At 59.7% G+C, this 23,760-nt stretch carries 21 protein-coding genes and 1 tRNA gene; 10 read left to right on the plus strand and 12 right to left on the minus strand.

Translation table 11 applies throughout. The features are described 5' to 3' along the window. Window positions 1-56: 56 nt before the first annotated feature. The 7 genes from trpC to GRF63_RS08450 are packed head-to-tail and all read right to left on the minus strand — an operon-like array spanning window position 57 to window position 7,682. Window positions 57-845 (minus strand): indole-3-glycerol phosphate synthase TrpC, encoded by a 789-nt coding sequence (gene trpC, locus GRF63_RS08420; RefSeq protein WP_160485588.1) that lies wholly within the window; start codon window positions 843-845, stop codon window positions 57-59. Further along, window positions 842-1,834: an anthranilate phosphoribosyltransferase gene (gene trpD, locus GRF63_RS08425; protein WP_160485589.1), complete on the minus strand. Its 993-nt coding sequence runs from the start codon at window positions 1,832-1,834 to the stop codon at window positions 842-844. The genes trpC and trpD overlap by 4 nt, the downstream gene beginning before the upstream one ends. Further along, window positions 1,831-2,445, minus strand: a complete 615-nt coding sequence (locus GRF63_RS08430; RefSeq protein WP_160485590.1) for an anthranilate synthase component II — start codon at window positions 2,443-2,445, stop codon at window positions 1,831-1,833. Before GRF63_RS08430 ends, trpD begins: the two co-directional genes overlap by 4 nt. Before the next feature lie 31 nt (window positions 2,446-2,476). Then, window positions 2,477-3,436: a prolyl aminopeptidase gene (pip, locus tag GRF63_RS08435; protein ID WP_160485591.1), complete on the minus strand. Its 960-nt coding sequence runs from the start codon at window positions 3,434-3,436 to the stop codon at window positions 2,477-2,479. After that, entirely contained in the window at window positions 3,433-4,215 is a 783-nt protein-coding gene (locus tag GRF63_RS08440; RefSeq protein ID WP_160485592.1) for a phosphodiester glycosidase family protein, read from the minus strand. Before GRF63_RS08440 ends, pip begins: the two co-directional genes overlap by 4 nt. Further along, window positions 4,212-5,735 (minus strand): anthranilate synthase component I, encoded by a 1,524-nt coding sequence (gene trpE / locus GRF63_RS08445; protein ID WP_160485593.1) that lies wholly within the window; start codon window positions 5,733-5,735, stop codon window positions 4,212-4,214. The genes GRF63_RS08440 and trpE overlap by 4 nt, the downstream gene beginning before the upstream one ends. Before the next feature lie 12 nt (window positions 5,736-5,747). Next, window positions 5,748-7,682 (minus strand): peptidylprolyl isomerase, encoded by a 1,935-nt coding sequence (locus GRF63_RS08450; RefSeq protein ID WP_160485594.1) that lies wholly within the window; start codon window positions 7,680-7,682, stop codon window positions 5,748-5,750. Between the two features lie 232 nt (window positions 7,683-7,914). Between GRF63_RS08450 and tpiA the strand changes: the two genes are divergently transcribed. The 3 genes from tpiA (at window position 7,915) to GRF63_RS08465 (ending at window position 10,957) form a co-directional block, all read left to right on the plus strand. Next, window positions 7,915-8,679, plus strand: coding sequence for a triose-phosphate isomerase (gene tpiA, locus GRF63_RS08455; protein ID WP_160485595.1), 765 nt, complete (start codon window positions 7,915-7,917; stop codon window positions 8,677-8,679). Between the two features lie 129 nt (window positions 8,680-8,808). Then, window positions 8,809-9,225, plus strand: coding sequence for a preprotein translocase subunit SecG (gene secG, locus GRF63_RS08460; RefSeq protein ID WP_202131660.1), 417 nt, complete (start codon window positions 8,809-8,811; stop codon window positions 9,223-9,225). 91 nt (window positions 9,226-9,316) lie between these two features. Then, window positions 9,317-10,957, plus strand: a complete 1,641-nt coding sequence (locus tag GRF63_RS08465; RefSeq protein WP_160485596.1) for a CTP synthase — start codon at window positions 9,317-9,319, stop codon at window positions 10,955-10,957. Window positions 10,958-11,309: 352 nt separating this feature from the next. On the opposite strand, the gene GRF63_RS08470 is transcribed toward GRF63_RS08465, so the two are convergent. Next, a complete protein-coding gene (locus tag GRF63_RS08470; protein ID WP_160485597.1) occupies window positions 11,310-11,783 on the minus strand; it encodes an Hsp20 family protein in 474 nt (157 codons plus the stop codon). A gap of 127 nt (window positions 11,784-11,910) precedes the next feature. On the opposite strand from GRF63_RS08470, the gene grxC reads away from it, so the two are divergent. Genes grxC through GRF63_RS08485 form a run of 3 tightly spaced genes read left to right on the plus strand, consistent with a single transcriptional unit; the run spans window position 11,911 to window position 13,483 of the window. Beyond that, window positions 11,911-12,174 (plus strand): glutaredoxin 3, encoded by a 264-nt coding sequence (gene grxC, locus GRF63_RS08475; protein WP_160485598.1) that lies wholly within the window; start codon window positions 11,911-11,913, stop codon window positions 12,172-12,174. 11 nt (window positions 12,175-12,185) lie between these two features. Continuing rightward, on the plus strand, window positions 12,186-13,013 hold the full coding sequence (locus tag GRF63_RS08480; protein ID WP_160485599.1) for a carbon-nitrogen hydrolase family protein: 828 nt from the start codon (window positions 12,186-12,188) through the stop codon (window positions 13,011-13,013). After that, a complete protein-coding gene (locus GRF63_RS08485; RefSeq protein ID WP_160485600.1) occupies window positions 13,010-13,483 on the plus strand; it encodes a DUF1178 family protein in 474 nt (157 codons plus the stop codon). The genes GRF63_RS08480 and GRF63_RS08485 overlap by 4 nt, the downstream gene beginning before the upstream one ends. An 18-nt stretch (window positions 13,484-13,501) precedes the next feature. On the opposite strand, the gene GRF63_RS08490 is transcribed toward GRF63_RS08485, so the two are convergent. Both GRF63_RS08490 and GRF63_RS08495 read right to left on the minus strand, forming a co-directional pair. Next, window positions 13,502-13,578 (minus strand) — tRNA-Arg (locus tag GRF63_RS08490). Window positions 13,579-13,692: 114 nt separating this feature from the next. After that, the gene (locus GRF63_RS08495) at window positions 13,693-16,851 is read right to left on the minus strand and encodes a TonB-dependent receptor domain-containing protein (protein ID WP_337189641.1); all 3,159 of its coding nucleotides are present in this window, start codon (window positions 16,849-16,851) and stop codon (window positions 13,693-13,695) included. Window positions 16,852-17,533: 682 nt separating this feature from the next. Here GRF63_RS08495 and GRF63_RS08500 point away from each other — a divergent pair. Further along, window positions 17,534-18,814, plus strand: a complete 1,281-nt coding sequence (locus GRF63_RS08500; protein WP_160485601.1) for a MarR family winged helix-turn-helix transcriptional regulator — start codon at window positions 17,534-17,536, stop codon at window positions 18,812-18,814. A gap of 48 nt (window positions 18,815-18,862) precedes the next feature. Here GRF63_RS08500 and GRF63_RS08505 read toward each other — a convergent pair whose 3' ends face one another. Beyond that, entirely contained in the window at window positions 18,863-19,420 is a 558-nt protein-coding gene (locus GRF63_RS08505; RefSeq protein ID WP_160485602.1) for a hypothetical protein, read from the minus strand. A 109-nt stretch (window positions 19,421-19,529) separates the two neighbouring features. Then, window positions 19,530-20,633: a 4-hydroxyphenylpyruvate dioxygenase gene (gene hppD / locus GRF63_RS08510; RefSeq protein WP_160485603.1), complete on the minus strand. Its 1,104-nt coding sequence runs from the start codon at window positions 20,631-20,633 to the stop codon at window positions 19,530-19,532. Between the two features lie 158 nt (window positions 20,634-20,791). Here hppD and GRF63_RS08515 point away from each other — a divergent pair, with 158 nt between their 5' ends. The 3 genes from GRF63_RS08515 to GRF63_RS08525 all read left to right on the plus strand — a co-directional run bounded on the left by GRF63_RS08515 (window position 20,792) and on the right by GRF63_RS08525 (window position 23,744). Continuing rightward, a complete protein-coding gene (locus GRF63_RS08515) occupies window positions 20,792-21,067 on the plus strand; it encodes an FtsB family cell division protein (RefSeq protein WP_237392392.1) in 276 nt (91 codons plus the stop codon). 151 nt (window positions 21,068-21,218) lie between these two features. Next, window positions 21,219-22,325, plus strand: a complete 1,107-nt coding sequence (gene pdhA, locus GRF63_RS08520) for a pyruvate dehydrogenase (acetyl-transferring) E1 component subunit alpha (protein ID WP_160485605.1) — start codon at window positions 21,219-21,221, stop codon at window positions 22,323-22,325. A gap of 3 nt (window positions 22,326-22,328) precedes the next feature. Continuing rightward, window positions 22,329-23,744, plus strand: coding sequence for a pyruvate dehydrogenase complex E1 component subunit beta (locus GRF63_RS08525; protein ID WP_160485606.1), 1,416 nt, complete (start codon window positions 22,329-22,331; stop codon window positions 23,742-23,744). The last annotated feature ends 16 nt before the right edge of the window (window positions 23,745-23,760 follow it).

Below are 23,760 nucleotides of genomic sequence, written 5' to 3' on the forward strand. Positions count from 1 at the left end.
GACGGTCATCGTCGCATACCGGGCCAGCATGCGGCGCATTCGGATTGGGAGCAAGTCTAACCTTGCAACAATTTGCGCGTCGCCAACTCTACATCTGCCTGACGCATAAGGCTTTCCCCCACCAGGAAGCAGCGCACGCCGGACTCTGCGAGGCGCTGGCAGTCATCATGCGTGTTGATCCCGCTTTCGCCCACCAGCAGGGCACCTTCCGGAGCCAGCGGGGCAAGCCGCGCGGTGGTGGCAATATCGGTGCTGAAAGTCTTGAGATCGCGGTTGTTCACGCCAAGCAAGCGGGACGACAGCTTCGTGGCCGCACGTTCCAGCTCACGCTCATCATGCACCTCCACCAGCACATCCATGCCAAGATCGATCGCCGCCGCTTCGATCTCTGCCATCAGAGCATCGTCCAGTGCCGCAACGATCACCAGGATTGCATCGGCGCCCAGCGCGCGGCTTTCTGCCACTTGCCATGGATCGACCATGAAATCCTTGCGCAAGACGGGCAGGGCGCATGATGCGCGCGCATCCGTCAGGTAATCCTCATGCCCCTGAAAATAGGGGGCATCGGTGAGGACGGAGAGGCATGCAGCGCCGCCCTTGGCATAATCCATTGCGTGCTGGTGCGGGCGAAAATCTTCTCTTATCAACCCCTTGGACGGCGAAGCTTTCTTGATTTCGGCGATCAGGCCGAAACCCTCCGCCGCCTTTTCCTCCAGCGCGCGGCGAAACCCGCGCGGGGCGGATGCGGCTGCAGCAAGCGCCTCCAGATCAGCAAGCGTCTTGCCACCCTTGCGCGCGCGCACTTCCTCGCGCTTCGTCGCGCAGATTTCATCGAGCTTGTTCATTTCGCCGCCGCAATCCAGCAATCGAGAAGCGCCTTGGCCAGCCCCTTGTCCAGAGCTTCCGCTGCCTCTTCCACGCCGTCCTCCCAGTTCTCAACCTCGCCAGCCACCATGAGCGATGCTGCCGCGTTGAACAGCACGGCGTCGCGATAGGGGCCGGGCGCGCCCATCAGCAATGCCTCCAGCGCCTTTGCATTATGCACGGCATCGCCGCCACGGATAGCTTCGACAGGGGCATGGGCAAGTCCTGCATCTTCGGCGCGCACGCGCCGCATCAACACTTCGCGGCCCTGCACATCGGCAACCTCGTTGCCTTCGTCCAGGCTCAGTTCGTCCAGCCCCTCATCCCCGGAAACGATGAAGGTGCGTTCCGTGCCCAGCCGCGCCATCGCATCGGCATAAATGGGAACATAGGCCGGCCGCGCGATGCCGATCAGTTGACGGCGCACACGTGCGGGGTTCGCAAGCGGGCCCATGAGGTTGAATATAGTGCGCTTTGCCAGCTTTGTGCGAATGGGCTGGATACGCGCCATGGCGGGATGATGATTCTTGGCAAACAGGAAGCATATGCCGATTTCGCGCAACGTATGCTCGGCAGTCCTGCCCGCGGCATCCATGTCCAGGCCCAGCGCCTCCAGCGTATCTGCCGCACCCGCCTTTGAACTTGCCGCGCGATTGCCGTGCTTTGCCACAGGTACACCGCAGGCAGCCACCACAAGCGATACCGCGGTGGAAACGTTCAGCGTGTGATGCCCGTCACCGCCCGTGCCGCACACGTCGATCGCATTATCAGGCGCGGTGATCGGGATGATCCGTTCGCGCATGGCGCGGGCCGCCCCTGCAATCTCTTCCGCATGTTCGCCGCGATCGGACAGATCGGAAAGGAACCGGGTGATCTCCTCCTCGCCGGGCTTGCCGTCCAGCATGTCGCCAAAGGCGGCTTCCGCTTCCTCTTCGGTGAGAGGGTGTTCGACCGATGGCAGCACGCTCATGCCGGCACCTTCGCGTCGATGCCGCAGATGCTGCAGAAATTGGCCAGCAGATCGTGCCCGTACTGCGTCGCGATGCTTTCTGGATGGAACTGCACGCCGTGAATGGGCAGCTCTGCATGGCGAAAGCCCATGACAGCCGTTCCATCAAGGCCCGGCGTTTCGCTGGTGGCGTTTACGATCAACGTGTTCGGAATGTCCTCCACGATCAGCGAGTGATAACGCGTTGCCGTGAAGGGCGAGGGCAAGCCTTCAAAGACGCCGCTGTTGTCATGCTCCACAGGAGAGGTCTTCCCGTGCATCAGCCCGCCGCGCGTGACAGTGCCGCCGAAATACTGGCCGATCGACTGGTGCCCCAGGCAAACGCCCAGTAGGGGGCGCCGCTCATCGGCGCACGCGGCTACCAGATCGAGACTGATGCCAGCTTCGTTCGGTGTGCAGGGGCCGGGAGAGATCAGAATGCCCGCGGCCCCGGTTTTCAGCGCTTCGCGCGCGGTGATGGCATCGTTGCGCACCACGTCCACCTTTGCACCCAGTTCCATCAGGTAATGAACCAGGTTGAAAGTGAAGCTGTCGTAATTGTCGACGACGAGAATATCCGGCGTTTCGCTCATGCCCCTGCCTTTGCCTTTCGCGACCGCGCGATCAAGCGGATTTGCCCGCAAGTTGATCGGTTGCGCGCACAAGCCCGTCGATAATTCCGGGCTCGGACGCACTATGGCCGGCATCGTGAACGATGCGCAGGTCCGCTTCGGGCCAGGCCTTTCGCAATTCCCAAGCGGAGGTGGGCGGTGTGCAGATGTCATGGCGGCCCTGCACGATAATGCCCGGTATCGTGCGGATCGCGTCGGCGTTGGTCAGCAGCTGGCCTTCCTGCAGAAAAAAATCCTTCAGGAAGAAACGCGCGCAGATCCTTGCGAAAGGAACGGCCTTGGCGGGATCGGCAAAGCTGTCCAGCAGATCATCATTCGGCAATAGCGTGGCGACATTGCCTTCCCACAGGGACCATTCGCGCGCGGCGGCAAGGCGCGTCTCTTCATCCTCGCTGGTCAGGCGATCATGATAGGCTTGCACCAGATTGCCGCGCTCTTCTTCCGGGATGAGGCCAGTGAAGGCGTCCCATTGCTCCGCCATGATTTCGCTGGCGCCATATTCGTACAGCCAGGATTTCTCTTTCTGCCGGCCCAGGAAGACGCCGCGCAGCACCAGTTCGCTGGTGCGATCAGGATGGGTCTGAGCATAGGCGAGGGCGAGTGTTGCGCCCCAGCTACCGCCGAATACCTGCCACTTTTCAAAGCCGCACATTGCGCGCAGCCGTTCCATATCGGCAACGATGCGCCAGGTGTCGTTGTTCTCTATCTCTGCAAAGGGCAGGGATTTGCCGCAACCGCGCTGATCGAACAGCAGCACATCGTAAAGTTCCGGGTCCCACTGGCGGCGATGATCGGGGCTGATCCCGCCACCGGGGCCGCCGTGCAGCATTACGGCGGGCTTCGCACCCTTCGTGCCCACGCGCTCCCAATACAGCGAATGCCCTTCGCCAACATCCAGCATACCGCTGTCGAAGGGCTCAATTTCGGGATAAAGGCCGCGATATTGTGTCATTCTGCGCTTTCCGTGTCGGTTACGAGGATAATTGGCCCGATGGATGGGCCGGTATCAAGACGGCCTTTGGCCGGGTCCCAGATTTGTGAAACGCTGCCATCCAGGAACAAAGCGTTGTTCACCTTCAGCACGTCTCGATACAATCGCGCCAGTTTGCCGAAACTGACGGGTGCCTCCGTGATGATGAAGTGCGCTCTGCCTGCGGCATCCACGCCCACGGCATTACGGATCTTGCGGCTGCTGCCATCTGTATCGAAGGCCGGATGCAGTTCCCCGTCGATGACAAGCATGGGGCCCGATTGCGTGGCGAACTGCGGCCTTTCCTCGATATCGTCTGCGAAGCGCTGGGTATCCCAAACCCTCCACGGGCCGCTGGCAGTTTCCCCGAAGAAAACGCCATTGGGCAAAAGGTGGAAATTGCCCGGACCATCGTTCTGGTTGAGCATGCCGAGGCGCTTACCGTCCTCGACATAATAGCCGATAGGATTTCCATCGGCATCGTACATGCCGCCGTTCATGGCCAGCGCCAGACCGGCAGATTGATCGCCAAGCGCATCGGACAGCGCGCCAAGCGATCGATAGGGCCGATCGCTGTCTTCAGGCGATAGCGCCATGGCAATGTCATGCTTACCCGGCTGCGCGGTGCAATGGGTGAAGGGAGAATCTTCGAAGACGATCGGCTCACAGATAGAAACGCGCTGTTCCTGATCTTCGGCATCGGTGCGAATGGAGCAGGCAGCCGTCGCTATCAGGAGAAGACCAGCGAAGGCACGCCTCACTGGCCGAACCCCGGCTCGCTCGCCACCTCCACCGCCTCACGCGCGGCGGCGATCAGTGCGCCGGCCTTGTGGCGGCATTCCGCCGCTTCGTATTCGGGAACGCTGTCTGCCACGATGCCTGCGCCAGCTTGCACATGCATCGTGCCATCCTTCACCACGGCGGTGCGCAAAACGATGCAGCTGTCTACCGATCCATCGGGCGCGAAATAGCCCACGCCGCCCGCATAGGGGCCGCGCGTTTCCGGCTCAAGCTCGGCGATGATCTCGCAGGCGCGGATCTTGGGCGCCCCGCTGACGGTGCCTGCGGGGAAGCCCGCAAACAACGCATCGAGAGCATCCTTGTCATCCGCCAGCCTACCCACGACATTGCTGACGATGTGCATCACGTGGCTGTAGCGTTCGATGCTGAAACTGTCCGTCACGGTCACACTGTCCGCGCCCGAAACACGGCCCACGTCATTGCGGCCAAGGTCCAGCAGCATCAGGTGCTCTGCACATTCCTTCGGATCGGCGAGAAGGCTGATCTCGTTCGCCTTGTCCTCACTCTCCGTCGCGCCGCGCGGGCGGGTTCCGGCGATGGGGCGCAATGTCACCTCGCCATCGCGCACACGCACCAATATCTCCGGACTGGAACCGACGACGGCAAAACCGGGCAGATCGAGGAAATACAGGAATGGTGACGGGTTCACCCGGCGCAGCGCACGATACAGCGCGATGGGCGGCAGCGGGAACGGGCAGGTGAAACGCTGCGCCAGCACCACCTGGAAAATGTCGCCCGCAGTGATGTAGTCCTTCGCCCGCAGGACGATGTCCTTGTAATCTTCGGGGTCCACCACGGCTTCAAGATCGAGGTTCGGCATTTCTGCCAGTCGATCCGCTTCGGGCACGGCTTCGCCAAGCTTGCGAAGCGTTTCCTCGATACGTTCATTGGCGCGCTCTATCCGTGCTTCGGTATCGATGTCGCCATTGCCCGCATCCGCCCACAATGGCGCGATGACATAAAGACTGTCACTCAGCCGATCGAACACCAGCACCAGCGCGGGCCGGGAAAACAGCATGTCCGGCAGATCAAGCTCGCTTTGCGGGGCGCGCGGCAGGGTTTCTACAAGGCCAATCGTTTCGTATCCGAAATAGCCGACAAGACAGGCGAGGGCAGGCGGCAGGCCTTCGGGCATGTCTATGCGGCAGGCGTTGGCCAAAACGCGCAGTTCGGCCATGCTGTCCCCGTCGAGATCATCGAAAGCTTCGCGATCCCGGCGCCATTGTCGATTGATCTGCGCGGTCGCCCCGGTCGCCCGGAACACCAGGTCAGGATCCAGGCCGAGCAGGCTGTAGCGGCCGCGTATCTCTCCGCCCTCTACCGATTCAAGCAGGAAATCGCCGCGCCCCGGCTCAATCAGTTTCAGCGCAGCGCCGATGGGCGTTTCGGTATCGGCGACAACGCGCCGCCAGACGAGCGTGTTTTGCCCGCCGGACAGTGCGCTTTTTGCAGCTTCGGCATTGAGAGGCGATGCAGACAAGCTGAGTAGCCTCTAGTTGGCCGAGCCGCTGAGCTGCGTGCGCACCGCATCGATCGCAGCATCATTCAGTTCAACATCATAGGATGCTTCGGCCGCTTCGAGGAACTGCTCCAGATATTCCGAACCCGCGGCCTCTCCCAGCTGCTGCTGGATTGAGGCGAAGAGCGGGCCGTCCTCGGCAATGTCCGGCGTTTCGATTTCATCCAGCTCTATCACCAGCCATGCGCTCGTCTCTTCCTGGCGCACGCGCTTCACCGTGCCTTCGGCCATGGAGAAGAACAGCAGGCTTGCCCGTGTAACCTGACCCTGTTGGGCCACCTGCTGACGGTTCAGGCGCAGCGGCTGCGGGGCGGGCAGTGCCACGTCTTCGGCTGCAACTGCCTCTGCCAGGGAAGCGCCACCGGCAACGCGCTTTTGGATACGGGCAGAGGCGGCATTGGCGGCAGCCATGCCTTCTGCGCGGCGCCATGCCAGTGTCACTTCCGGTTTGATCTCCGCCAGCGGGGCCGTGGCGCTGGGAGTAATTTCCGGCACATCGAATACAAGAAACTGCTCGCCCGCCACGATCTCGGTCAGCTCAGGATCGCTGGCTTCCGGCTTTTCGAAGGCGAAGGACAGCACGCGCGCCAGCTCCTGCGGCGCGGTTTCCTGCGTGCCGTAGATGCGACCATCCGCGGTGAGCGGCGGCGTGGTCTGGATTTCCAGCCCCAGTTCCTGCGCCGCTTCGGAAAGACTGCGGCCATCGCGGAATTCATCCTCCAGCCTGGCAGTCAGCTCGTTCAGCGCCAGCCTGCGGCGCTCTTCCTCCAGCTGATCTCGGATAGATGCGCTGGCTTGCTCCACGCTCTGGCCGCTGATCCGGTTCACATTGTCCACCCTCAGGACATACCAGCCAAGATCACCGCGTACGGGGCCGACAAGCGCACCCTGACTGCCATCGAAACCTGCCGCGGCAACCTGCGCGGAAGATTGCGATTGCAGCGTTCCGCGATCCACATCCGTCAGGTCAGTCGTGCTCAATCCCTTGGACTGGGCCGATGCCTCCAGCGAGACGCCGCCAGCAACCTCGTCAATCACCGCCTGTGCGGCAGCCTCTGTAGGGACAACAAGCTGGGTAAAGCTGCGCTGCTCGGTGGGTTGGTAAACCTCGGCGTCGCGCTGGTATCGGCGGGCAATCTGTTCCTGCGTCACCGGCTCAAGATCCCCGACTGCGCCGATATCGAAGGTGGCATAGCGTATTACGCGGCGTTCCGGCCGGACATAGTCCGAACGATTGGCGTCATAATATTCCTGCAGCACCGCGTCGCTGGGCTCTCCTTCGGGTGCGAAGGCAGCGGCGGGGATGTTGGCCGCGCTGCCCACGCGGGTATCGTTACGCAGCTGTGCATAACGGCGCACGAAACTGTCCGGCAACTGGGAGCCGTGGCCAATCGGCAGGACCAGCTGGCGCGCATAAAGGCCCATCGCCAGATCATCACGCACGGTGGATTCGGTCAGGTTAAGGCGGCGCAGTGCAGCGCGGAAGGTATCTGGATCAAACGTGCCATCAAAGCCTTGGAAAGCGGGGATTGCGATGATCTCGCTATCCACCAGCCTGTCGCTCACCCGCAGGCCAAGTTCCTTGCCATATTCCGCGACGGCCGAACGGCTCACCATCTGTTCCAGCACATCATCCAGGCCGCCTTGCGCGATGAATTCAGCCATCGTCAGCGTGGGATTATTGGCCCGCGCCTGTTGCAGGGCGTTGTTCGCATTGGTGTTCAGCTCGGCTGTGGAAATGCGCCGATCGCCCACCACTGCCACGCGATCGCCGCCTGTCACGCTGCCGAACATGCCGCTGTTGGCCACATCGGAACTGGCAAACGCCACGGCGATCAGGCCGAGGAATGCCAGCGTCACGACGACGCCCACTTTGGACTGGAAGAACCTGCGGAAAAAAGTGATCATCGGTGGTGTCGTTTTCTATGCTGCGGCGCGAGCGGAGGGATAACGCGCCATGTTTCGCGCCCGCTTTATCCGCCCTGCGACTCTCCCGCAACAGGCAGAGGCAGCTTTCCCGCAAAGTGGAAAACCGGCTTTGACAAGATCGTGACGCCAGACTAGCGCGCAGCTATACCAATTCGAGATCATGGCGCTTTCGCGTCGCTCGCCTGAATGAAAATCACGGAAAAATAATCAAATGTCCAATCGACCCTACATCGTCGGCAACTGGAAAATGCACGGCACGCGGGCCATGCTGGCCGAAGCGCGCGCGATCGATCGCGCCGCGGAGCGGTTGTTGAAAGTGGAAGTTGCCCTGGCTCCGCCGTTCACGCTGATTCACGCGACGCGCAAGGAAGCCAACCTGATCGGCATCGGTGCGCAAGATGTGCACCCAGCAGATGGCGGCGCGCACACCGGTGATATTTCTGCCGCCATGGTGAAGGATGCCGGCGCCGGGTTCACGATTGTTGGCCATTCGGAACGCCGCGCCAATCACGGCGAAACCAATGCGCTGGTCAAGGAAAAGGCCGACGCAGTAATCGCAGCGGGCATGAGCGTGATCGTATGCGTTGGCGAGACTGAGGCAGAGCGCGATTCGGGCAAGGCCGAAGGTGTCGTGGGCGATCAGCTTATGGCATCGATGCCCACGGGCGAGGGTGTGGCCGAAAAGGTCACCGTCGCATATGAACCAGTCTGGGCCATCGGCACCGGCCGCACGCCCACCGTTGAAGATATCGGCGCCATGCATCGGCATATCCGCAAGATCCTCGGTTCCCTGTACGGAGAAGAAGGCGCGGAAGTGCGCATTCTCTATGGCGGCTCCGTAAAGCCTGAAAACGCATCGGAATTGCTGGCGGCAGACGATGTTGGCGGCGCCTTGGTGGGCGGTGCCAGCCTTACTGCGGAAAGCTTCCTCGGTATTATCATGGCGGCTACTGAAACGCAGGATGACAAGTTCTGATCGTTCCTGCCTGAGAGCCGTGCCTAAAAGCCCTGACTGAGGCCCGCCTCTTGTGACTATCGATAGAGGGGCCTACATGCTGCCCTGACAAGCTGCCTGTTCCCCCAGAAGAATTGCCAGAAAACCGACATGACCCTGTTTATCTTCCTCACCGTAATCCAGGCATTCGTTGCCGCTGGCCTCGTGATCCTCGTGCTCATGCAACGCTCTGAAGGTGGCGGGCTTGGCATTGGCGGTGGCGGCAGCCCCGGCGGCCTCATGTCGGCACGCGGCGCGGCGGATTTCCTGACCCGCGCAACAAAGTGGTTTGCAATTCTTTTCGTGGCCCTCGCCATCGTGCTTGCCGCCGTTGCCGTTGATGCATCGGGTCAGCGCGATTTCGATGACAGCCTCGATCGCACCACGTCGCAGGGTGCGCAGGGTATCGGCACGCAGGGCACCACCAATGACGATCCCGTACCCGGTGATCCCGGCCTTGATGGCGAAGCTCCTGTCAGCAATGTGCCTTCAGCTGATGACGATCCGCTGGCCGATATCGCCCAATAGGATTTTTCTGCGGGCAAATTGCCCATAATCGTCGAAACACTGACCAAACTGCTTGCGCCGAATCCGAGTGTGAGCTTAAGGCCCGACTCCCATGGCGCGGTACATTTTCATAACCGGCGGCGTGGTCTCCTCGCTTGGCAAAGGTCTCATGGCAGCCTCTCTGGCTGCTCTCCTCCAGGCGCGTGGCTACAAGGTCCGGATTCGCAAGTTCGATCCCTATCTGAACGTAGATCCCGGGACGATGAGCCCCTATCAGCACGGTGAGGTTTACGTCACCGATGACGGGGCAGAGACCGATCTCGATCTTGGTCACTACGAACGCTTCACCGGCGTATCGGCGCACCAGAACGACAATATCACCTCTGGCCGCGTCTATCGCGATATCATCGCCAAGGAACGGCGCGGAGACTATCTGGGCGCCACCGTCCAGGTGATCCCCCATGTGACCGACGCGATCAAGGAATTCGCGCTGGCGGACCAGGGCGATCATGATTTCATCCTGTGCGAGATCGGCGGCACGGTGGGCGATATCGAAAGCCTGCCGTTCATGGAGGCGATCCGTCAGCTGCGTAACGAGCTGGAGCCTGACCAGACTGTTTCCGTGCATGTCACCCTGGTGCCCTACATCGCAGCAGCTGGAGAGCTGAAGACGAAGCCCACGCAGCACTCTGTGCGCGAACTTGCGTCCCTTGGCATCAAGCCCGACGTATTGCTGTGCCGCTGCGAACATCCCTTGCCGGAAAGCGAGCGGCGCAAGATCGCGCAATTCTGCAATGTGCGCCCGAATTCCGTCATCCCGGCGCTGGACGCCACCAGCATCTATGCCGTGCCCCAGCAATATCATGGAGAAGGGCTGGATACCGAGGTTCTTCGCCACTTCGCCATGCTGGGCACATCCAATCCGCCCACGATGTCCCGCTGGGAAGACGTGGTTGATCGGTACGAACATCCCGAAGGCGAGGTGACGATTGGCGTGGTTGGCAAATATGTCGGCCTTCCGGATGCCTACAAGTCCTTGAACGAGGCGCTAGTGCATGGCGGCATGGCCAATCGCACCAAGGTCAACATCCGCTGGATCGATGCCGAGGTGTTCGAGCAGGACGATAGCGAAATCGTCAGCGCGCTGGAGCCGTTGCACGGCATCTTGGTGCCAGGCGGGTTCGGAGAGCGCGGGTCCGAAGGCAAGATTGCCTCGGTTCGCTTTGCCAGAGAGCGCAAGGTGCCATTCTTCGGCATTTGCCTGGGAATGCAGATGGCCTGCATTGAAGCGGCGCGTAACACCGCCAGCATCGATGCCGCTTCATCCACAGAGTTTGGCGAGACGAGCGAGCCCGTGGTTGGTATCATCACCGAGTGGATGAGCAAGGAAGGCTTACAGAAACGCTCTGCCGACACAGACCTTGGCGGCACGATGCGGCTGGGCGCATATGAGGCGAAACTGGCCGAAAACAGCCATGTTTCGGAAATCTATGGCGGCGCGACAACGATCAGCGAACGTCATCGCCATCGTTACGAGGTGAACTCGCACTACATGGAACAGCTGGAAGCCGGCGGGCTGATCTTCTCCGGCATGTCACCCGATGGCCTGCTTCCCGAAATCGTGGAGCGGCCGGACCATCCATGGTTTGTTGGCGTGCAGTTCCATCCAGAATTGAAAAGCCGCCCGTTCGATCCGCATCCCTTGTTCAGTGGATTTATTGCAGCGGCATTGGCACAGTCACGATTGGTTTAAATAAGCCACTGATATACTGCGCGGTTATTTCCGGCCTTTGATTATCCTCAAAAAAATCTTGCATGTTATACGATTGAAGGCGTAACGGATTATCAAGGGCGCGAAGGAATACGTGCGCAGACGGGGTTAGCTGCACATTCCTTTAAGAATATGTTAAAGTTTAGATCGACCCAGCGCGGGCAACAGGGGTTACTCGCGCGCTGTCGGTTCGATCTTGCTCTGTGGAAGAAGGCTGTCTCTTGCGACCCGGACAGCTTTTTACCAGGGGCGAGTCGGCGCCTAAAGCGTCGAGGGGGCGGAGCTTTAGCGGGCTCCGCCCCCAACTCATTCTACAAGATGGTTATCCGATGCCTCAGGCTGCGTCAGCCTGACCGTCACCGGTTTCCTTGTTTTCGACCACCTTCAGCGTGCTGCCGCCGATGGAGATCTTCTTGGGCTTCATCGCTTCGGGCACTTCGCGCACAAGGTCGATCACCAGAAGGCCATCGGCAAGATCGGCGTTGTCCACGCGGACGTAGTCAGCCAGTTCGAAGCGGCGTTCAAAACCGCGGTTTGCGATGCCGACATGCAGCATCTCTCCATTGGCCTCTTCATCACGCTTGCGGCCCTGTACCGTCAGCAGGTTCTGCTGAGCGGTGATATCGAGGTCTTCGGACCGGAAGCCGGCCACGGCAATGGTGATGCGATAGGCATCTTCATCGCGCCGCTCGATATTGAAGGGGGGATAGTTGTCGCCGCTGTTGCGGGTGTTGTTCTCCAACAGGTCGAACAGGCGATCGAACCCGACGGTTGAACGGCGATAGGGGGTAAAGTCTGTACGATTCATTTGAAACAAATCCTCTTCTGAGCAATTTGAAGGTTATACGGACCCGCTTTCGGCATCCGTGTGTTTCAGATAGGGAAGCTGTCCAGGCTTTCAAGAACACTGGCTCCACACCTTGCAGGGGAATCTCGTGAGTACGCCCAAAGTCGAAATCTATACGAAAATGTACTGCGGCTACTGCCACCGTGCCAAGCAATTGCTGGATTCCAAGGGCGTGGAGTATGAGGAATACGATATCTCCCTTGGCGGTCCAAAGCGGCAGGAAATGGTTGATCGTAAACCCGATGCGCGCACCGTGCCGCAGATTTTCATCGACGATAAACCCATCGGCGGATCGGATGAGCTCGCCGCGCTGGAACGCGAAGGTCGGCTGGATACGCTACTGGGACTTTGAGGCGCGGCACGATGCCAAAAATCGCGCTGTTGCAGATGACATCGGGCATTGACCCGATCGCGAATGCCAATGCCATAGCCGATGCGGCAAATCGCGCGGCGGGGGAGGGGGCGCAGATGCTCTTCACCCCGGAGATGGCAGGACTGCTGGATCGCAAGCGCAGCCGCGCGGCGGAGAATATCGTCGCGGAATCCGCCAGCCCGATCGTCGAAATCGTGGCGCGCGCTGCCGCAGACGCCTCGATCTGGATCGCCCTCGGCCTACCCGTGGCGCGCGATGACGGGCGCTGGACCAATCGTACGATATTGTTTGATCACAAGGGCGACGTGGCCGCGCGATATGACAAGATCCATATGTTCGATGTGGAACTGGATACGGGCGAAAGCTGGCGCGAATCCGCGGCCTATGCACCTGGAGAACAGGTCGTGACGGTGGATGACACGCCGCTTGGACGCCTTGGCCTGGCAACGTGTTATGACATCCGGTTCCCCGCTCTGTTTGATGAGCTGGGCAGGCGTCGCTGCGATGCCATTGCCATACCCGCGGCATTCACCGTGCCGACGGGCAAGGCGCACTGGCACCTGCTGCAGCGCGCCCGCGCGGTGGAGGCGAGCGCCTTCGTAATCGCGGCGGCGCAAGTGGGCGATCATGAAGACGGGCGATCAACCTATGGCCATTCGCTCGTCGTCGGGCCATGGGGCGTCGTGCAGCTAGATCTGGGCGGAGATGCCGCCGGGATGCAGATCTGCGACGTCGATCTTAACCGGATTGCAGAGGTGCGCAAACAGCTGCCTTGCCTTGCCAACAAGCGCAATATCCCTAAATCACCCAGCAGATGATCGTATTCGACCTCTCGTGTGATCAGGGCCACCGGTTTGAAGGGTGGTTCGGCTCCTCCGATGATTTCGCTTCGCAGTGCGAGCGTGGACTTGTCGCCTGTCCGCAATGCGGATCGGAGGAGATCAGCAAGGCACCCATGGCACCGTCGGTCGGCAAGAAAGGCAACCAGCAGGTCGTGCAGACCTCAACCCGCTCTCGGTCCGAGAAGGAGCTGTCCAACACGCCGATGTCACCCGAAGTGGCGCAGGCGCTTGGCAAGCTGGCAGAAGCGCAGGCAAAGGCGCTGAAGGACAGCACATGGGTGGGCAAGGACTTTGTCGAGCAGACCCGTGCCATGCATTATGGGGAGCGTGATCACGCACCCATTCATGGCGAGGCCAGCATACAGGAAGCCAGAGAATTGCTGGACGAGGGCGTGCCTGTTGCGCCCCTACCACTGCCAGTCGCCCCGCCGGAAGACGTCAACTAAACCAGTTTTACGGGTGGTTGGTGCGCCCGACAGGATTCGAACCTGTGGCCCCCGGATTAGGAATCCGATGCTCTATCCGACTGAGCTACGGGCGCGCCGCCTAGCCGTTTAGTCGCGGCGTTGGTCTGGCACAACCACCAAGAAGACGTAAAAAAAGGGCCACTCCCGAAGGAGCGGCCCTTTCTTTAGGCTGGTTCGAATTTCCGCAATCAGAAGCGGAAGTTCGCACCGAAGTAGAAACGACGCCCGTTGGTGTCGTAATACAGGTTGTTGTAGCTACCACCCGAAAGCTGACCAAGGGCCGGATCGGCTGCGGTGTTAACCTCGCCGAGCGGCGGACGCTCATTCAGGAGGTTATCCACGCCGAAACGGAAGTTGATCGTTTCATTCACAGCATAGGAACCGTTCAGGTTGAACAGGTTGTAGCTCGGATAGCCCGTGGTCGGCGTCGGAGCACCGATCAGAGCTTCCGTCGCATCCTCGATTGAGGGCAGGTGCTGCCACTGGATGCCGAGATAAGCCGGACCCCAGTTGTAGCCGAGCGTCGTGAATACGCGATACTCGTAATTGCCACCGTTCAGGCCATTCTCTCCGGTGCCCAGCGTGCCGACATAATCGACCTGATCGAGGATACCGGTCAGCGCCGTCGATTTGAACTCAATGGCGTAGGTGCCCAGAACATTCAGGTTCACGGTACCCGGACCGGCTTCGAGAGCGAGATCCAAAGCAACGTCGATACCCGAAAGATCGAACGAACCGTTGTTCACATAGGTGCGCTGCACATTGCCAAGAGCACCGGTCGCATTACGCGGCACGAGCTGACAGAACTGCGAATTCGCCACTTCCTGAGGTGAGCCACCGAAAGCGGGGTTCAGCAGCGGATCATAGCAGGACCGCAGGGCAATACCCACAGTCTGCAGACCGATCGCATCGTCCACGCTGATCTTGTAGTAATCCACCGTCAGACGGGCACGAGAGATCGAGCCTCCGAAGTTCGGCTGAACCACTGCACCAACCGTCCAGGTATCGGCCTTTTCCGGAACCAGGTTCGGGTTGCCGACACTGGTCGGGAAGGCAAAGCCACCCGTCGCGCTGCTCTGCACGCCCGAATAGTACTGTTCATCCGCATCGGGATTGCCGCTGGCTTCCATCTGGATACGGCAGATCGCTTCGACCTTCGCACCATTGGCCGTGCCACCGGCAAACTGGTCACCCGGCTGGTTGGCCGAGAAGTCCAGTGGGTTTGCCAGCGAGCAGGGATCGCCCACGGTGTTGCCGCCAAATGTCTGCTGCGCCTGCAGGAACAATTCACCGATGTTCGGCGCACGTTCTGCACGGTTGTAGCCGCCGCGGAAACGCAGCCAGTCGGTTACCTCCCAGTCACCCAGGATCTTGTAGGTGTAGCTGGTGCCCGTCGTCGAATAGTCGGAAATACGACCGCCGAGTTCCAGGTTGAACTGCTGGATGAACGGAACGTCACGAACCAGCGGGATCAGTAGCTCACCATATATCTCGTGCACATCATACTGTGCATCGACATTGCCGCTGGGATAGATGCCCTGCGCCTGATCGAGGAACGAGCGGCCCTGTGTGGTGAGCGTGTCGTTGTCGAACTCGAACTGCACCTCGCGATAGCTGGCACCGATTGCCGCGCCGACTTCACCGGCCCACAGTTCGAACAGTCCGCCCGAGATGTTGGCTTCAGCGATGGTCTGCGTCACTTCAGAACGGTTCTTCAGGTCGGCACGAATGGCTTCAAGGCAATCTTCCGAAAACCCGCCTTCAGGCGGATTGTAGAGATTGAGGCCCGAAGTACAGGTCGCGCTGGAAGCACCGAAACCGAAGTTGGGCGGTCCCTGGTTACCCGTAGCGGAGAAGCCGCGACCGAAGTTGGGCGCGCTGAGCACTGTCTGGAAACGGGTCAGCGAGTTCACGCCGGTCTGCTTGGCATAGGTTGACGAGATGCCATGGCTGACGAAGGTTTCCCAAGCCAGCGAGGTGCCGGGGATGTAGCCTTCAAGGCCTGCCGTCAGATTGTAAGTCGTGACATCGGTGAAGGTTTCACGATCATCGAACAGCAGCGACTGGAACTGGAACGGCGCATCGGGGTCCGGACGGCTGTCGAGCAGCGTCTGCAGGTCGGCCGGAAGTTCACCCGGATCGAGCTGCGTGGGATCGATGTTCACGGTCCAGCCACCCACGGCCGGTGACGGCTCGTTACGGGTGAAGGTTTCGGTGTGGGCGAACAATGCCTGACCGAACACGCCGACCCAATCATTGATCTCATAGTTACCGCGGGCAAACGCATTGTAACGCGTAAGCGGCAGGATCAAATATAGGCTGGTGTTGTTCGAGCTGATCGCTCCGTTGATCGTCTGCTTGAAGGGCAGGCCGTCGAGCGGCAGATCGAAGGCGCCATTGCCGAAGTTGGAGGGCGTTCCGTTTGCACCGGTGGTGAAGGCATTGCCGCTTTCCGGATTCACGAAAACCGTCACACCGGGAAGGCCATTGGGGCCGCCGGGAAACACGGTGCCGTAATCGGGCTGGTTCGGACCGAAGCCGAAGTTGATGCCCGGTGCCGGGATGAAGAACTGCCCACCACCGATGTTCGGATCGGAATAGAGATCGGTATACCAGTCACGATCACGCTGGAAGTTGGCTTCACGCGTGTTAAGCGCCATTGCCAGTGACACGTTGCCGCGGCCATCGGCAAAGTCGGTGCCCATGATGCCGGAGAGCTGGTATTCGAAATTGTCGCCTTCCTGCGTGATTCCCACCTGAGCATCGAGTTCGAGGCCTTCAAAATTGTCCTTCAGGACAAAGTTGGTCACACCAGCCACGGCGTCGGCGCCATAAACTGCCGAGGCACCGCCCGAGATGGTTTCGATGCGCTGTACTGCGGCTGCGGGGATGGTATTAATATCCACCGTCAACGATGCGTTGCCTGGCGTTGCGCGACGACCGTCGATCAGCACGAGGTTACGGTTGGTGCCAATGCCGCGCAGCGAGATCGTGGCAGCGCCAGGCGTGTTGGTCGCCGTTGGCTGAATGTCCTGGCCCTGCGTCGGGGTCTGCGCCGGAACGAACTGCGGCAGCTTGTTGAGGTTGGATTCGATGGCCGCGGTGGCGGACTGTTTCAGCAGTCCTTCGTCCACGGTCACGATCGGGCTGTTCGAGCTGTAATCCTGCGTCGCAATGCGCGAGCCGGTGACCACGATACGTTCTTGCGGAACGCTTTCCTCGCCAACCTGAGAATCATCGCCGACGGTGGCATCCTGCGCCATGGCCGGTGCGGCGAAAAGAATGGTGCTGGCCCCTCCGGCCAGCAGTGCAGCCCTGAAGAACTGCTTGTTGTTAAAGGTTTTCACTTTGTGCTCCCTTCACAGTGATGGCGAGGCAGCGGATTGCGCCCCCCAGTAGTCATCGTCACACGAAATTGCCCGCGTCGATCTGCGGCAAGCGTTTTGATTGCCGGTGTGATCGCGCGGAAATGGCGTGTCTGATGGAATGAAACGGGCGCTGGAGACGCAGGCAAGCGTTCCGGCTTAACCGGTCCGCCAAGCGCGCTAAGTTGCGCTAAATACATGCAAACTCCCTCCCCCGGTCGTCCAGAAATTGATTCAGTCTGGTACTTACCGGCTTCGAGGCATATTCCCGCTTGTTGATTATGTCTAGTATGCCGGAATGCGGTTCGCGCGCCGTTCGGGGAAAAACGGGGAGATATCCCCAAAATTGTTGGGGAATCAACGTTATCCTTCACATTCGTGAAATTTTAATAACTCGCGAATTCAGACGTTTACGACGTATTTTCGCGTCTCACCGCGTTATCGCGCAATAAAGTGTTGCAGTCATGCATCGCATTTCAAGATCATGGTTATTGTCCAATGTTGATCGTGTCCGTGGCGCAGGAAAATGATGATTGAACATGTCTCTCGCGTGTTGTTCGGAGGCATATGGTAAGGCCCGCTGTTCAAATCCGAAAAACTTACCTATGGGACAATTTTACGCGGCAGAATACGAAACAATATGAACAAGGCCCGCGAGGGGAAAATGATGAAAGGCAAGTCGGGCGAAATCCCGCAATGGCGCAGCCTGCTGTCTGAACATGCGAAATCTGTCTATGCAGATGGCGCGGGCGTGAAGACATCCTCCAGCGATTACGAAGATCTCGTCCATCTGATGGGCCCGATGGCTGAAGAGGCGCTGCGGATCATGGAGGCTTTCGCAAGTGGTGCGCGCAGCGCCGACGGCGTGACTGGCACAGGCAATGAAGTCCCCCCAGAGTTCGACACGCGAATAGCCATTATTCTCAACGGTCTGGCCCCCGAAACGGAAACCCATCGCAAGGGCGATGCGGAAGCCACATCCGTTATCCAGCAGGAACTTTGGCAATTGCTATACAAGGTCCGCGAGAGCGCGGAGCTTTCCTACGCCCGCGAAATGGAACTGGTGGAGCTGGACCGCCGCATCCTGTTCCTGCTGCGAAGCCAGGGTGCGCTGGTTCCTGCCGATATCTCTGGCTCTGTCGGAGTGGACAAGGCGCAGGTCAGCCGATCTGTCAAACGCCTGCTGGAGCTGAAGATGGTGGAGCGCGATCAGATCCGCGCGCCAGTAAGCCTGACGCGCAAGGGCACCAATCTGGCGGACAGGTTGCTGCGGCTTGCAGAACTGCGCAATCGAGAGCTCACCTTCGATATCGGCGATGAGGAGCTGGCGGCTTTCTTCGCAGTGATCGAGAAGCTGCTGCGCCGCGCCGTCATGCTGTACGAGCAGGAACGCTCTCTCAATCAGAACGACGTGAAATCCTTGAACCCGTTCAAGATGGATCCGGATTACGATCCCGATGCCGGTTCGCCGATCGTCATAGAGCGCAGCCGTATTCTGGCGCCCCTGATGACGCTTTCGGCCTACATCAGTCGCAGTGGAGCTTTGACCTTCAAGCGACTGACAAACCTATCTAATTTCGAAACATGGGTGTTGAACGAGATCGCTCTTGATACCCCGATCGACTGGAACACGCTGGTGTCACGGCTGGACCGTGATCACAGCCAGGCAGGCCGTACGGTTTCCGCCCTGGTGGAACGTGGCCTGGTGGAACGCAGCGGAAAGCCCGGTCGGCGTCACGGCAGGTTCCGGCCGACGGAGGAGGGGCAGCGCCTGATCGAGATCATTCAGGAAGCGAGCCGCCAACGCGGCGCGTTCCTGACTGCGCCGCTTTCCGTGCCGGAGCGCGATCAATTTGCCGGCACCTTCGAAAAGGTTCGCCGCAATGCTGTTGTGCAGCTGGAACGCGAGCGCACGTTCGACGAACTGGAACAGGGCAGAAGCTGAGGTTGCCGGAGGGAAGGGCGGCGAGCCCATGCTCGCCAGCCCCTCTTGTTACCTGACGCGTTCTACCCTCACGGACCGCTGGCTATCGTAAGTCATCAGGAAACTGCCGAGAGCGGCGCGATCGATTTCCACCTGATCGCCGGGTTTGGGCGGCCGATAGGCAAAGGGCACGCTTTCCGTGAACACCCACTGCGCACCGTCATCCAGCGTGAAAAGATAAACACCGCGCTGCCGCTCTGACACGGCGCGCACGCGGGCGCGCAGTTCGTCAATCTGGCCGGCGGGCGCTTCGAAGCGATCCGCGGTACGGACATTTTCGCTACCGAAACCCGATGGACCAGAATTTGAGAGAGGAGCGCCGCGGCCAGCCTGCGGCGCAGGCATTTCGCCCGGCACCGCGCTGCGCGCTTGTCCGCCTGCTGCACGGATGTTGTTGTCATAACAGGCAAGGCGCGCAGTCGCATCGTCAATCTGGGCGCAGTTGCGCAGGATATTGAGCACGATAGCATCGTCCACCTGCGCCGCAGCCGGGCTGGAAAGCAGCGCCAGGGAAAGGCTGGCGGCCGTGATGGACAAAGTGGTCTTGTGGGCGCGAAACGCGATCATGGTGTGGGGAAACTCCTCTCGTCAGCCGTTGTGATGGCGCGGAAGGCGTCACGGCGCAAGGGGGTTGCGAACCATCGCAAGCACTTGCCGCGCTTATCCCCCGGCGTCCCTAAACGCTTTTGGCGTCGCTGGCCTCCAGCACGCCGCGCCGAATCTGGTCCCGCTCCATGCTTTCGAACAGGGCCTTGAAGTTTCCTTCGCCGAACCCTTCATCACCCTTGCGCTGAATAAATTCGAAGAACACCGGCCCAACCTGCGCCTCTGCAAAAATCTGCAGCAGCAGGCGAGGGGAGCCGCCTTCGGTAGTGCCGTCCAGCAGGATGCCGCGCATTTTCAACTGGTCCACGTCTTCGCCATGATCGGGGAGGCGTTCGTCCAGCATCTCGTAATAGGTTTCCGGCGGCGCTGTCATGAAGGGCACGCCGAACTCTCTCAACCTGTCCCAAGCGGTGAGAAGATCGTCGCAAATCAGTGCGATATGCTGGATACCTTCACCGTTGAATTCGCGCAGGAACTCCTCGATCTGACCTTTCCCGCCTTCGCCTTCCTCGTTCAAAGGGATGCGGATCTTGCCGTCGGGCGCAGTAAGGGCCTTCGATGTCAGCCCCGTATATTCGCCCTTGATGTCGAAGAAACGGATTTCGCGGAAGTTGAACAGCGTTTCGTAGTAATCGGCCCAATAGGCCATCCGTCCGCCGTATACGTTGTGCGTCAGGTGATCGATCACGTCGAAGCCGGCACCGGCAGGGTGGGGGTCGACACCGTCGAGATATTCGAAATCGATGTCGTATATCGAGAGGCCATTACCGTCTTCATCCGCATAGCGATCGATCAGGTAGACAATCGCGCCGCCGATGCCGCGAATGGCGGGGATACGCAGTTCCATCGGGCCCGTCTCGACTTCGACCGGTTCTGCGCCGCGTGACAGCAATTCCTCATACGCCTTTGCGGCATTCTTCACACGGAAGCCCATGCCACAAGCAGATGCGCCGTGTTCGCGGGCGAAGAACCAGGCGGCGCTGCGCGGTTCGTAATTCAGGATTAGGTTGATCTGGCCCTGCCGCCAAAGCTGCACATCCTTGGACCGGTGCGAGGCGACATGCTTAAAGCCCATCGCCCTGAACACAGGTTCTATCTTGCCTTTTTCAGGAGCGCAGAATTCGACAAATTCAAAGCCATCAAGGCCGATTGGATTTTCAAAGAGATCAGTCATAGTTTCATATGTAACCTGATTTACGGCCGTGCGCAATATGCAATCAATTCGTCAAACAATCCGCAAGTTCCGGCACAACACGCTTGAATCCGTGAGGTGTTTGTGATTCAAGCTGACCCATGAACCGGCCCCGCAAGGATATAGTCAGAGAGCGCGTCATGAACGCTGCCGCATTGCTTGTCCTGATGCTGGTGGGCGGGCTTGCGCTGATCGGTCCGTCTGGCCTTCTTACCTGGGGGGAGCAGGCGTCTCGCCTGAGCGATCATGAAAAGCGCATTGCTCAGTTGCAGGAACGCGGCGCTGAGCTGGAAAACCGTGTTGCGCTGCTGGACCCGAACAATGTCGATCCGGATTTTGCATCCGAACTGGTTCGCGGCAATCTGAACGTGGTTCATCCTGACGAATACGTTGTCGAGCTGGAGCCGATTGAGTAGCAAATGCTGCTTTTGGCACGCGGCCAAAACAATTTTCACCAGATAGGTTATTTTCTGAGGTGCGGCGTTGCCAGTGGAACGCAAGCGCGCTTATAGACTTTGGTTATGAACAACCGGCGCCAATAAATGGCGCGAACCAGGGGATTGCAACTTGGCCAAAGCCTCCGCTTCCGGGAACGGAAAAAGCAACAAAGCTCCAGCACCCAGCGCTGCATCAGAAAATCCGGATAGCGAAGAAAACTTCGCGCTGAGGACGTTGCAGGAATCGCTGGACAAGCAGAAACGCTTTGAGGCCAGCCAAGAGCAGTTGATGCATTTTTACGAGCAGATGCTGCTGATCCGCCGGTTCGAGGAAAAGGCCGGACAGCTTTACGGGCTGGGCCTGATCGGTGGTTTCTGTCACCTGTATATCGGCCAGGAAGCCGTCGCCATCGGCTTGCAAAGCGCGCTGGATAATGATCGCGACAGCGTGATCACCGGGTATAGAGATCATGGCCACATGCTGGCCTATGGCATTGATCCCAAAGTAATTATGGCCGAATTGACGGGCCGGGCTGCAGGCATTTCCAAGGGCAAGGGCGGCTCCATGCACATGTTCAGCACGGAGCATAAGTTCTATGGCGGGCACGGCATCGTGGGCGCGCAGGTATCGTTGGGCGGCGGCCTGGCCTTTGCTCACAAATACAATGAAGACGGCGGCCTGTGCCTTGCCTATTTCGGTGATGGCGCGGCCAACCAGGGCCAGGTTTACGAAACCATGAACATGGCCGCCCTGTGGAACCTGCCAATCGTTTTCGTCGTGGAGAACAATCAATACGCCATGGGCACCGCGGTGAAACGCTCCAGCGCAGAAACCGAATTCTATCGCCGCGGCACGGCATTTCGTATTCCCGGAATGGAAGTGAACGGCATGGATGTGCTGGAAGTGCGCCAAGCGGCAGAGATCGCCTTTGCCCATGTGCGCGAAGGCAACGGCCCGGTGCTGATGGAGTGCAACACATACCGCTATCGCGGCCATTCCATGTCGGACCCGGCAAAATATCGCACGCGTGAAGAGGTGCAGGACCAGCGCGAGCATAACGACCCCATCGAACGCATGAAAAAGCTTCTGGCTGAAAACGGTGTTGCAGAGGACAAGTTGAAAGAGATCGACAAGGGCATTCGCGCCACCGTTTCCGAGGCAGCCGATTTTGCAGAAAGCTCTCCCGAGCCGGAGCCAGGCGAACTCTACACCGATGTTCTGGTAGGGGAGTACTGAGGCATGCCAATCGAACTCAAGATGCCCGCCCTTTCGCCCACCATGGAAGAGGGCACGCTGGCCAAATGGATGGTGAAGGAAGGTGACACGGTTTCCGCCGGTGACGTTCTGGCCGAGATCGAGACGGACAAGGCCACGATGGAATTCGAATCCATCGACGAAGGCACCGTTGGCAAGATCCTGGTGGCCGAAGGTACGGAAGAAGTGAAAGTCGGCACCGTCATCGCCATTCTGGCGGCTGAGGGTGAGGACGCTTCCGATATCGAAGCGCCTTCTGGTGATGCCTCTGCGGATGATGCGTCTGCGGCGTCTGATGAGGTTGAAGACGTGCCCGGTGAGGGCAAGGACGTGGGCCGCGAAGGCAACCCGCTGGATATCGACAAGCCCGCTGCCAAACCGCGCGCAGACGATCCGGAAATCCCCGCTGGCACCAATATGGTGAAGCTGACCGTCCGCGAAGCCTTGCGCGATGCCATGGCCGAGGAAATGCGGTTGGACGATCGCATCTTCGTGATGGGCGAAGAAGTCGCCGAGTATCAGGGCGCCTACAAGGTTACGCAGGGCCTGCTGGACGAATTCGGTCCCAAGCGCGTGATCGATACGCCGATCACCGAATATGGTTTTGCCGGCATCGGCACGGGCGCCGCGATGGGCGGCCTGCGCCCTGTGGTTGAGTTCATGACGTTCAACTTCGCCATGCAAGCCATTGATCACATTATCAATTCTGCTGCGAAGACCAATTACATGTCGGGCGGCCAGATGCGTTGCCCGGTCGTGTTCCGTGGCCCGAACGGCGCGGCCAGCCGCGTGGGCGCGCAGCACAGCCAGAACTATGGCCCCTGGTATGCCAGCGTACCGGGCCTCATTGTGATTGCGCCTTATGACGCATCGGATGCCAAGGGTTTGCTGAAAGCCGCCATCCGCAGTGACGATCCGGTGGTCTTCCTGGAAAACGAACTGGTCTATGGCCAGAATTTTGAGGTTGCCCAGTTGGACGATCACGTCCTGCCGATCGGCAAGGCGCGGATCATGCGTGAGGGTAGCGATGTGACGATCGTGTCTTACTCAATCGCCGTGGGCGTTGCGCTGGAGGCGGCAAAGGAATTGGCAGAGCAGGGCATCGATGCCGAGGTGATCGATCTTCGCACGCTGCGTCCGCTGGATACCGAAACCATTCTTGAAAGCCTGGCGAAAACCAATCGCGTGGTGATTGCCGAAGAGGGATGGCCCACCTGTTCCATCGCTTCCGAAGTTGTCGCGGTTTGCATGGAGCAGGGCTTTGACAACCTCGATGCACCGGTGCTGCGCGTGTGTAACGAGGATGTGCCGCTGCCTTATGCCGCGAATCTGGAAAAGCTGGCTCTGATTGACAAGGACCGCGTCGTGGCGGCCTGCAAGAAGGTCACCTACTCCGAATAAGCCAACATGCAGATAC

The sequence above is a fragment of the Aurantiacibacter rhizosphaerae genome, from assembly GCF_009807005.1.
In the GTDB taxonomy this organism is placed as follows: Bacteria; Pseudomonadota; Alphaproteobacteria; order Sphingomonadales; family Sphingomonadaceae; genus Alteraurantiacibacter; species Alteraurantiacibacter rhizosphaerae.

Excerpts from the sequence above, each read along its gene's own strand:
- hppD (WP_160485603.1), bottom strand. The coding sequence starts at position 20,633 with ATGACTGATCTCTTTGAAAATCCAATCGGCCTTGATGGCTTTGAATTT.
- GRF63_RS08500 (WP_160485601.1), top strand. The coding sequence starts at position 17,534 with ATGATGAAAGGCAAGTCGGGCGAAATCCCGCAATGGCGCAGCCTGCTG.
- tpiA (WP_160485595.1), top strand. The coding sequence starts at position 7,915 with ATGTCCAATCGACCCTACATCGTCGGCAACTGGAAAATGCACGGCACG.
- trpD (WP_160485589.1), bottom strand. The coding sequence starts at position 1,834 with ATGAGCGTGCTGCCATCGGTCGAACACCCTCTCACCGAAGAGGAAGCG.
- GRF63_RS08515 (WP_237392392.1), top strand. The coding sequence starts at position 20,792 with ATGAACGCTGCCGCATTGCTTGTCCTGATGCTGGTGGGCGGGCTTGCG.
- secG (WP_202131660.1), top strand. The coding sequence starts at position 8,809 with ATGACCCTGTTTATCTTCCTCACCGTAATCCAGGCATTCGTTGCCGCT.
- GRF63_RS08485 (WP_160485600.1), top strand. The coding sequence starts at position 13,010 with ATGATCGTATTCGACCTCTCGTGTGATCAGGGCCACCGGTTTGAAGGG.
- GRF63_RS08430 (WP_160485590.1), bottom strand. The coding sequence starts at position 2,445 with ATGAGCGAAACGCCGGATATTCTCGTCGTCGACAATTACGACAGCTTC.
- GRF63_RS08465 (WP_160485596.1), top strand. The coding sequence starts at position 9,317 with ATGGCGCGGTACATTTTCATAACCGGCGGCGTGGTCTCCTCGCTTGGC.
- GRF63_RS08525 (WP_160485606.1), top strand. The coding sequence starts at position 22,329 with ATGCCAATCGAACTCAAGATGCCCGCCCTTTCGCCCACCATGGAAGAG.
- trpC (WP_160485588.1), bottom strand. The coding sequence starts at position 845 with ATGAACAAGCTCGATGAAATCTGCGCGACGAAGCGCGAGGAAGTGCGC.
- pip (WP_160485591.1), bottom strand. The coding sequence starts at position 3,436 with ATGACACAATATCGCGGCCTTTATCCCGAAATTGAGCCCTTCGACAGC.
- GRF63_RS08505 (WP_160485602.1), bottom strand. The coding sequence starts at position 19,420 with ATGATCGCGTTTCGCGCCCACAAGACCACTTTGTCCATCACGGCCGCC.
- GRF63_RS08480 (WP_160485599.1), top strand. The coding sequence starts at position 12,186 with ATGCCAAAAATCGCGCTGTTGCAGATGACATCGGGCATTGACCCGATC.
- GRF63_RS08450 (WP_160485594.1), bottom strand. The coding sequence starts at position 7,682 with ATGATCACTTTTTTCCGCAGGTTCTTCCAGTCCAAAGTGGGCGTCGTC.
- GRF63_RS08470 (WP_160485597.1), bottom strand. The coding sequence starts at position 11,783 with ATGAATCGTACAGACTTTACCCCCTATCGCCGTTCAACCGTCGGGTTC.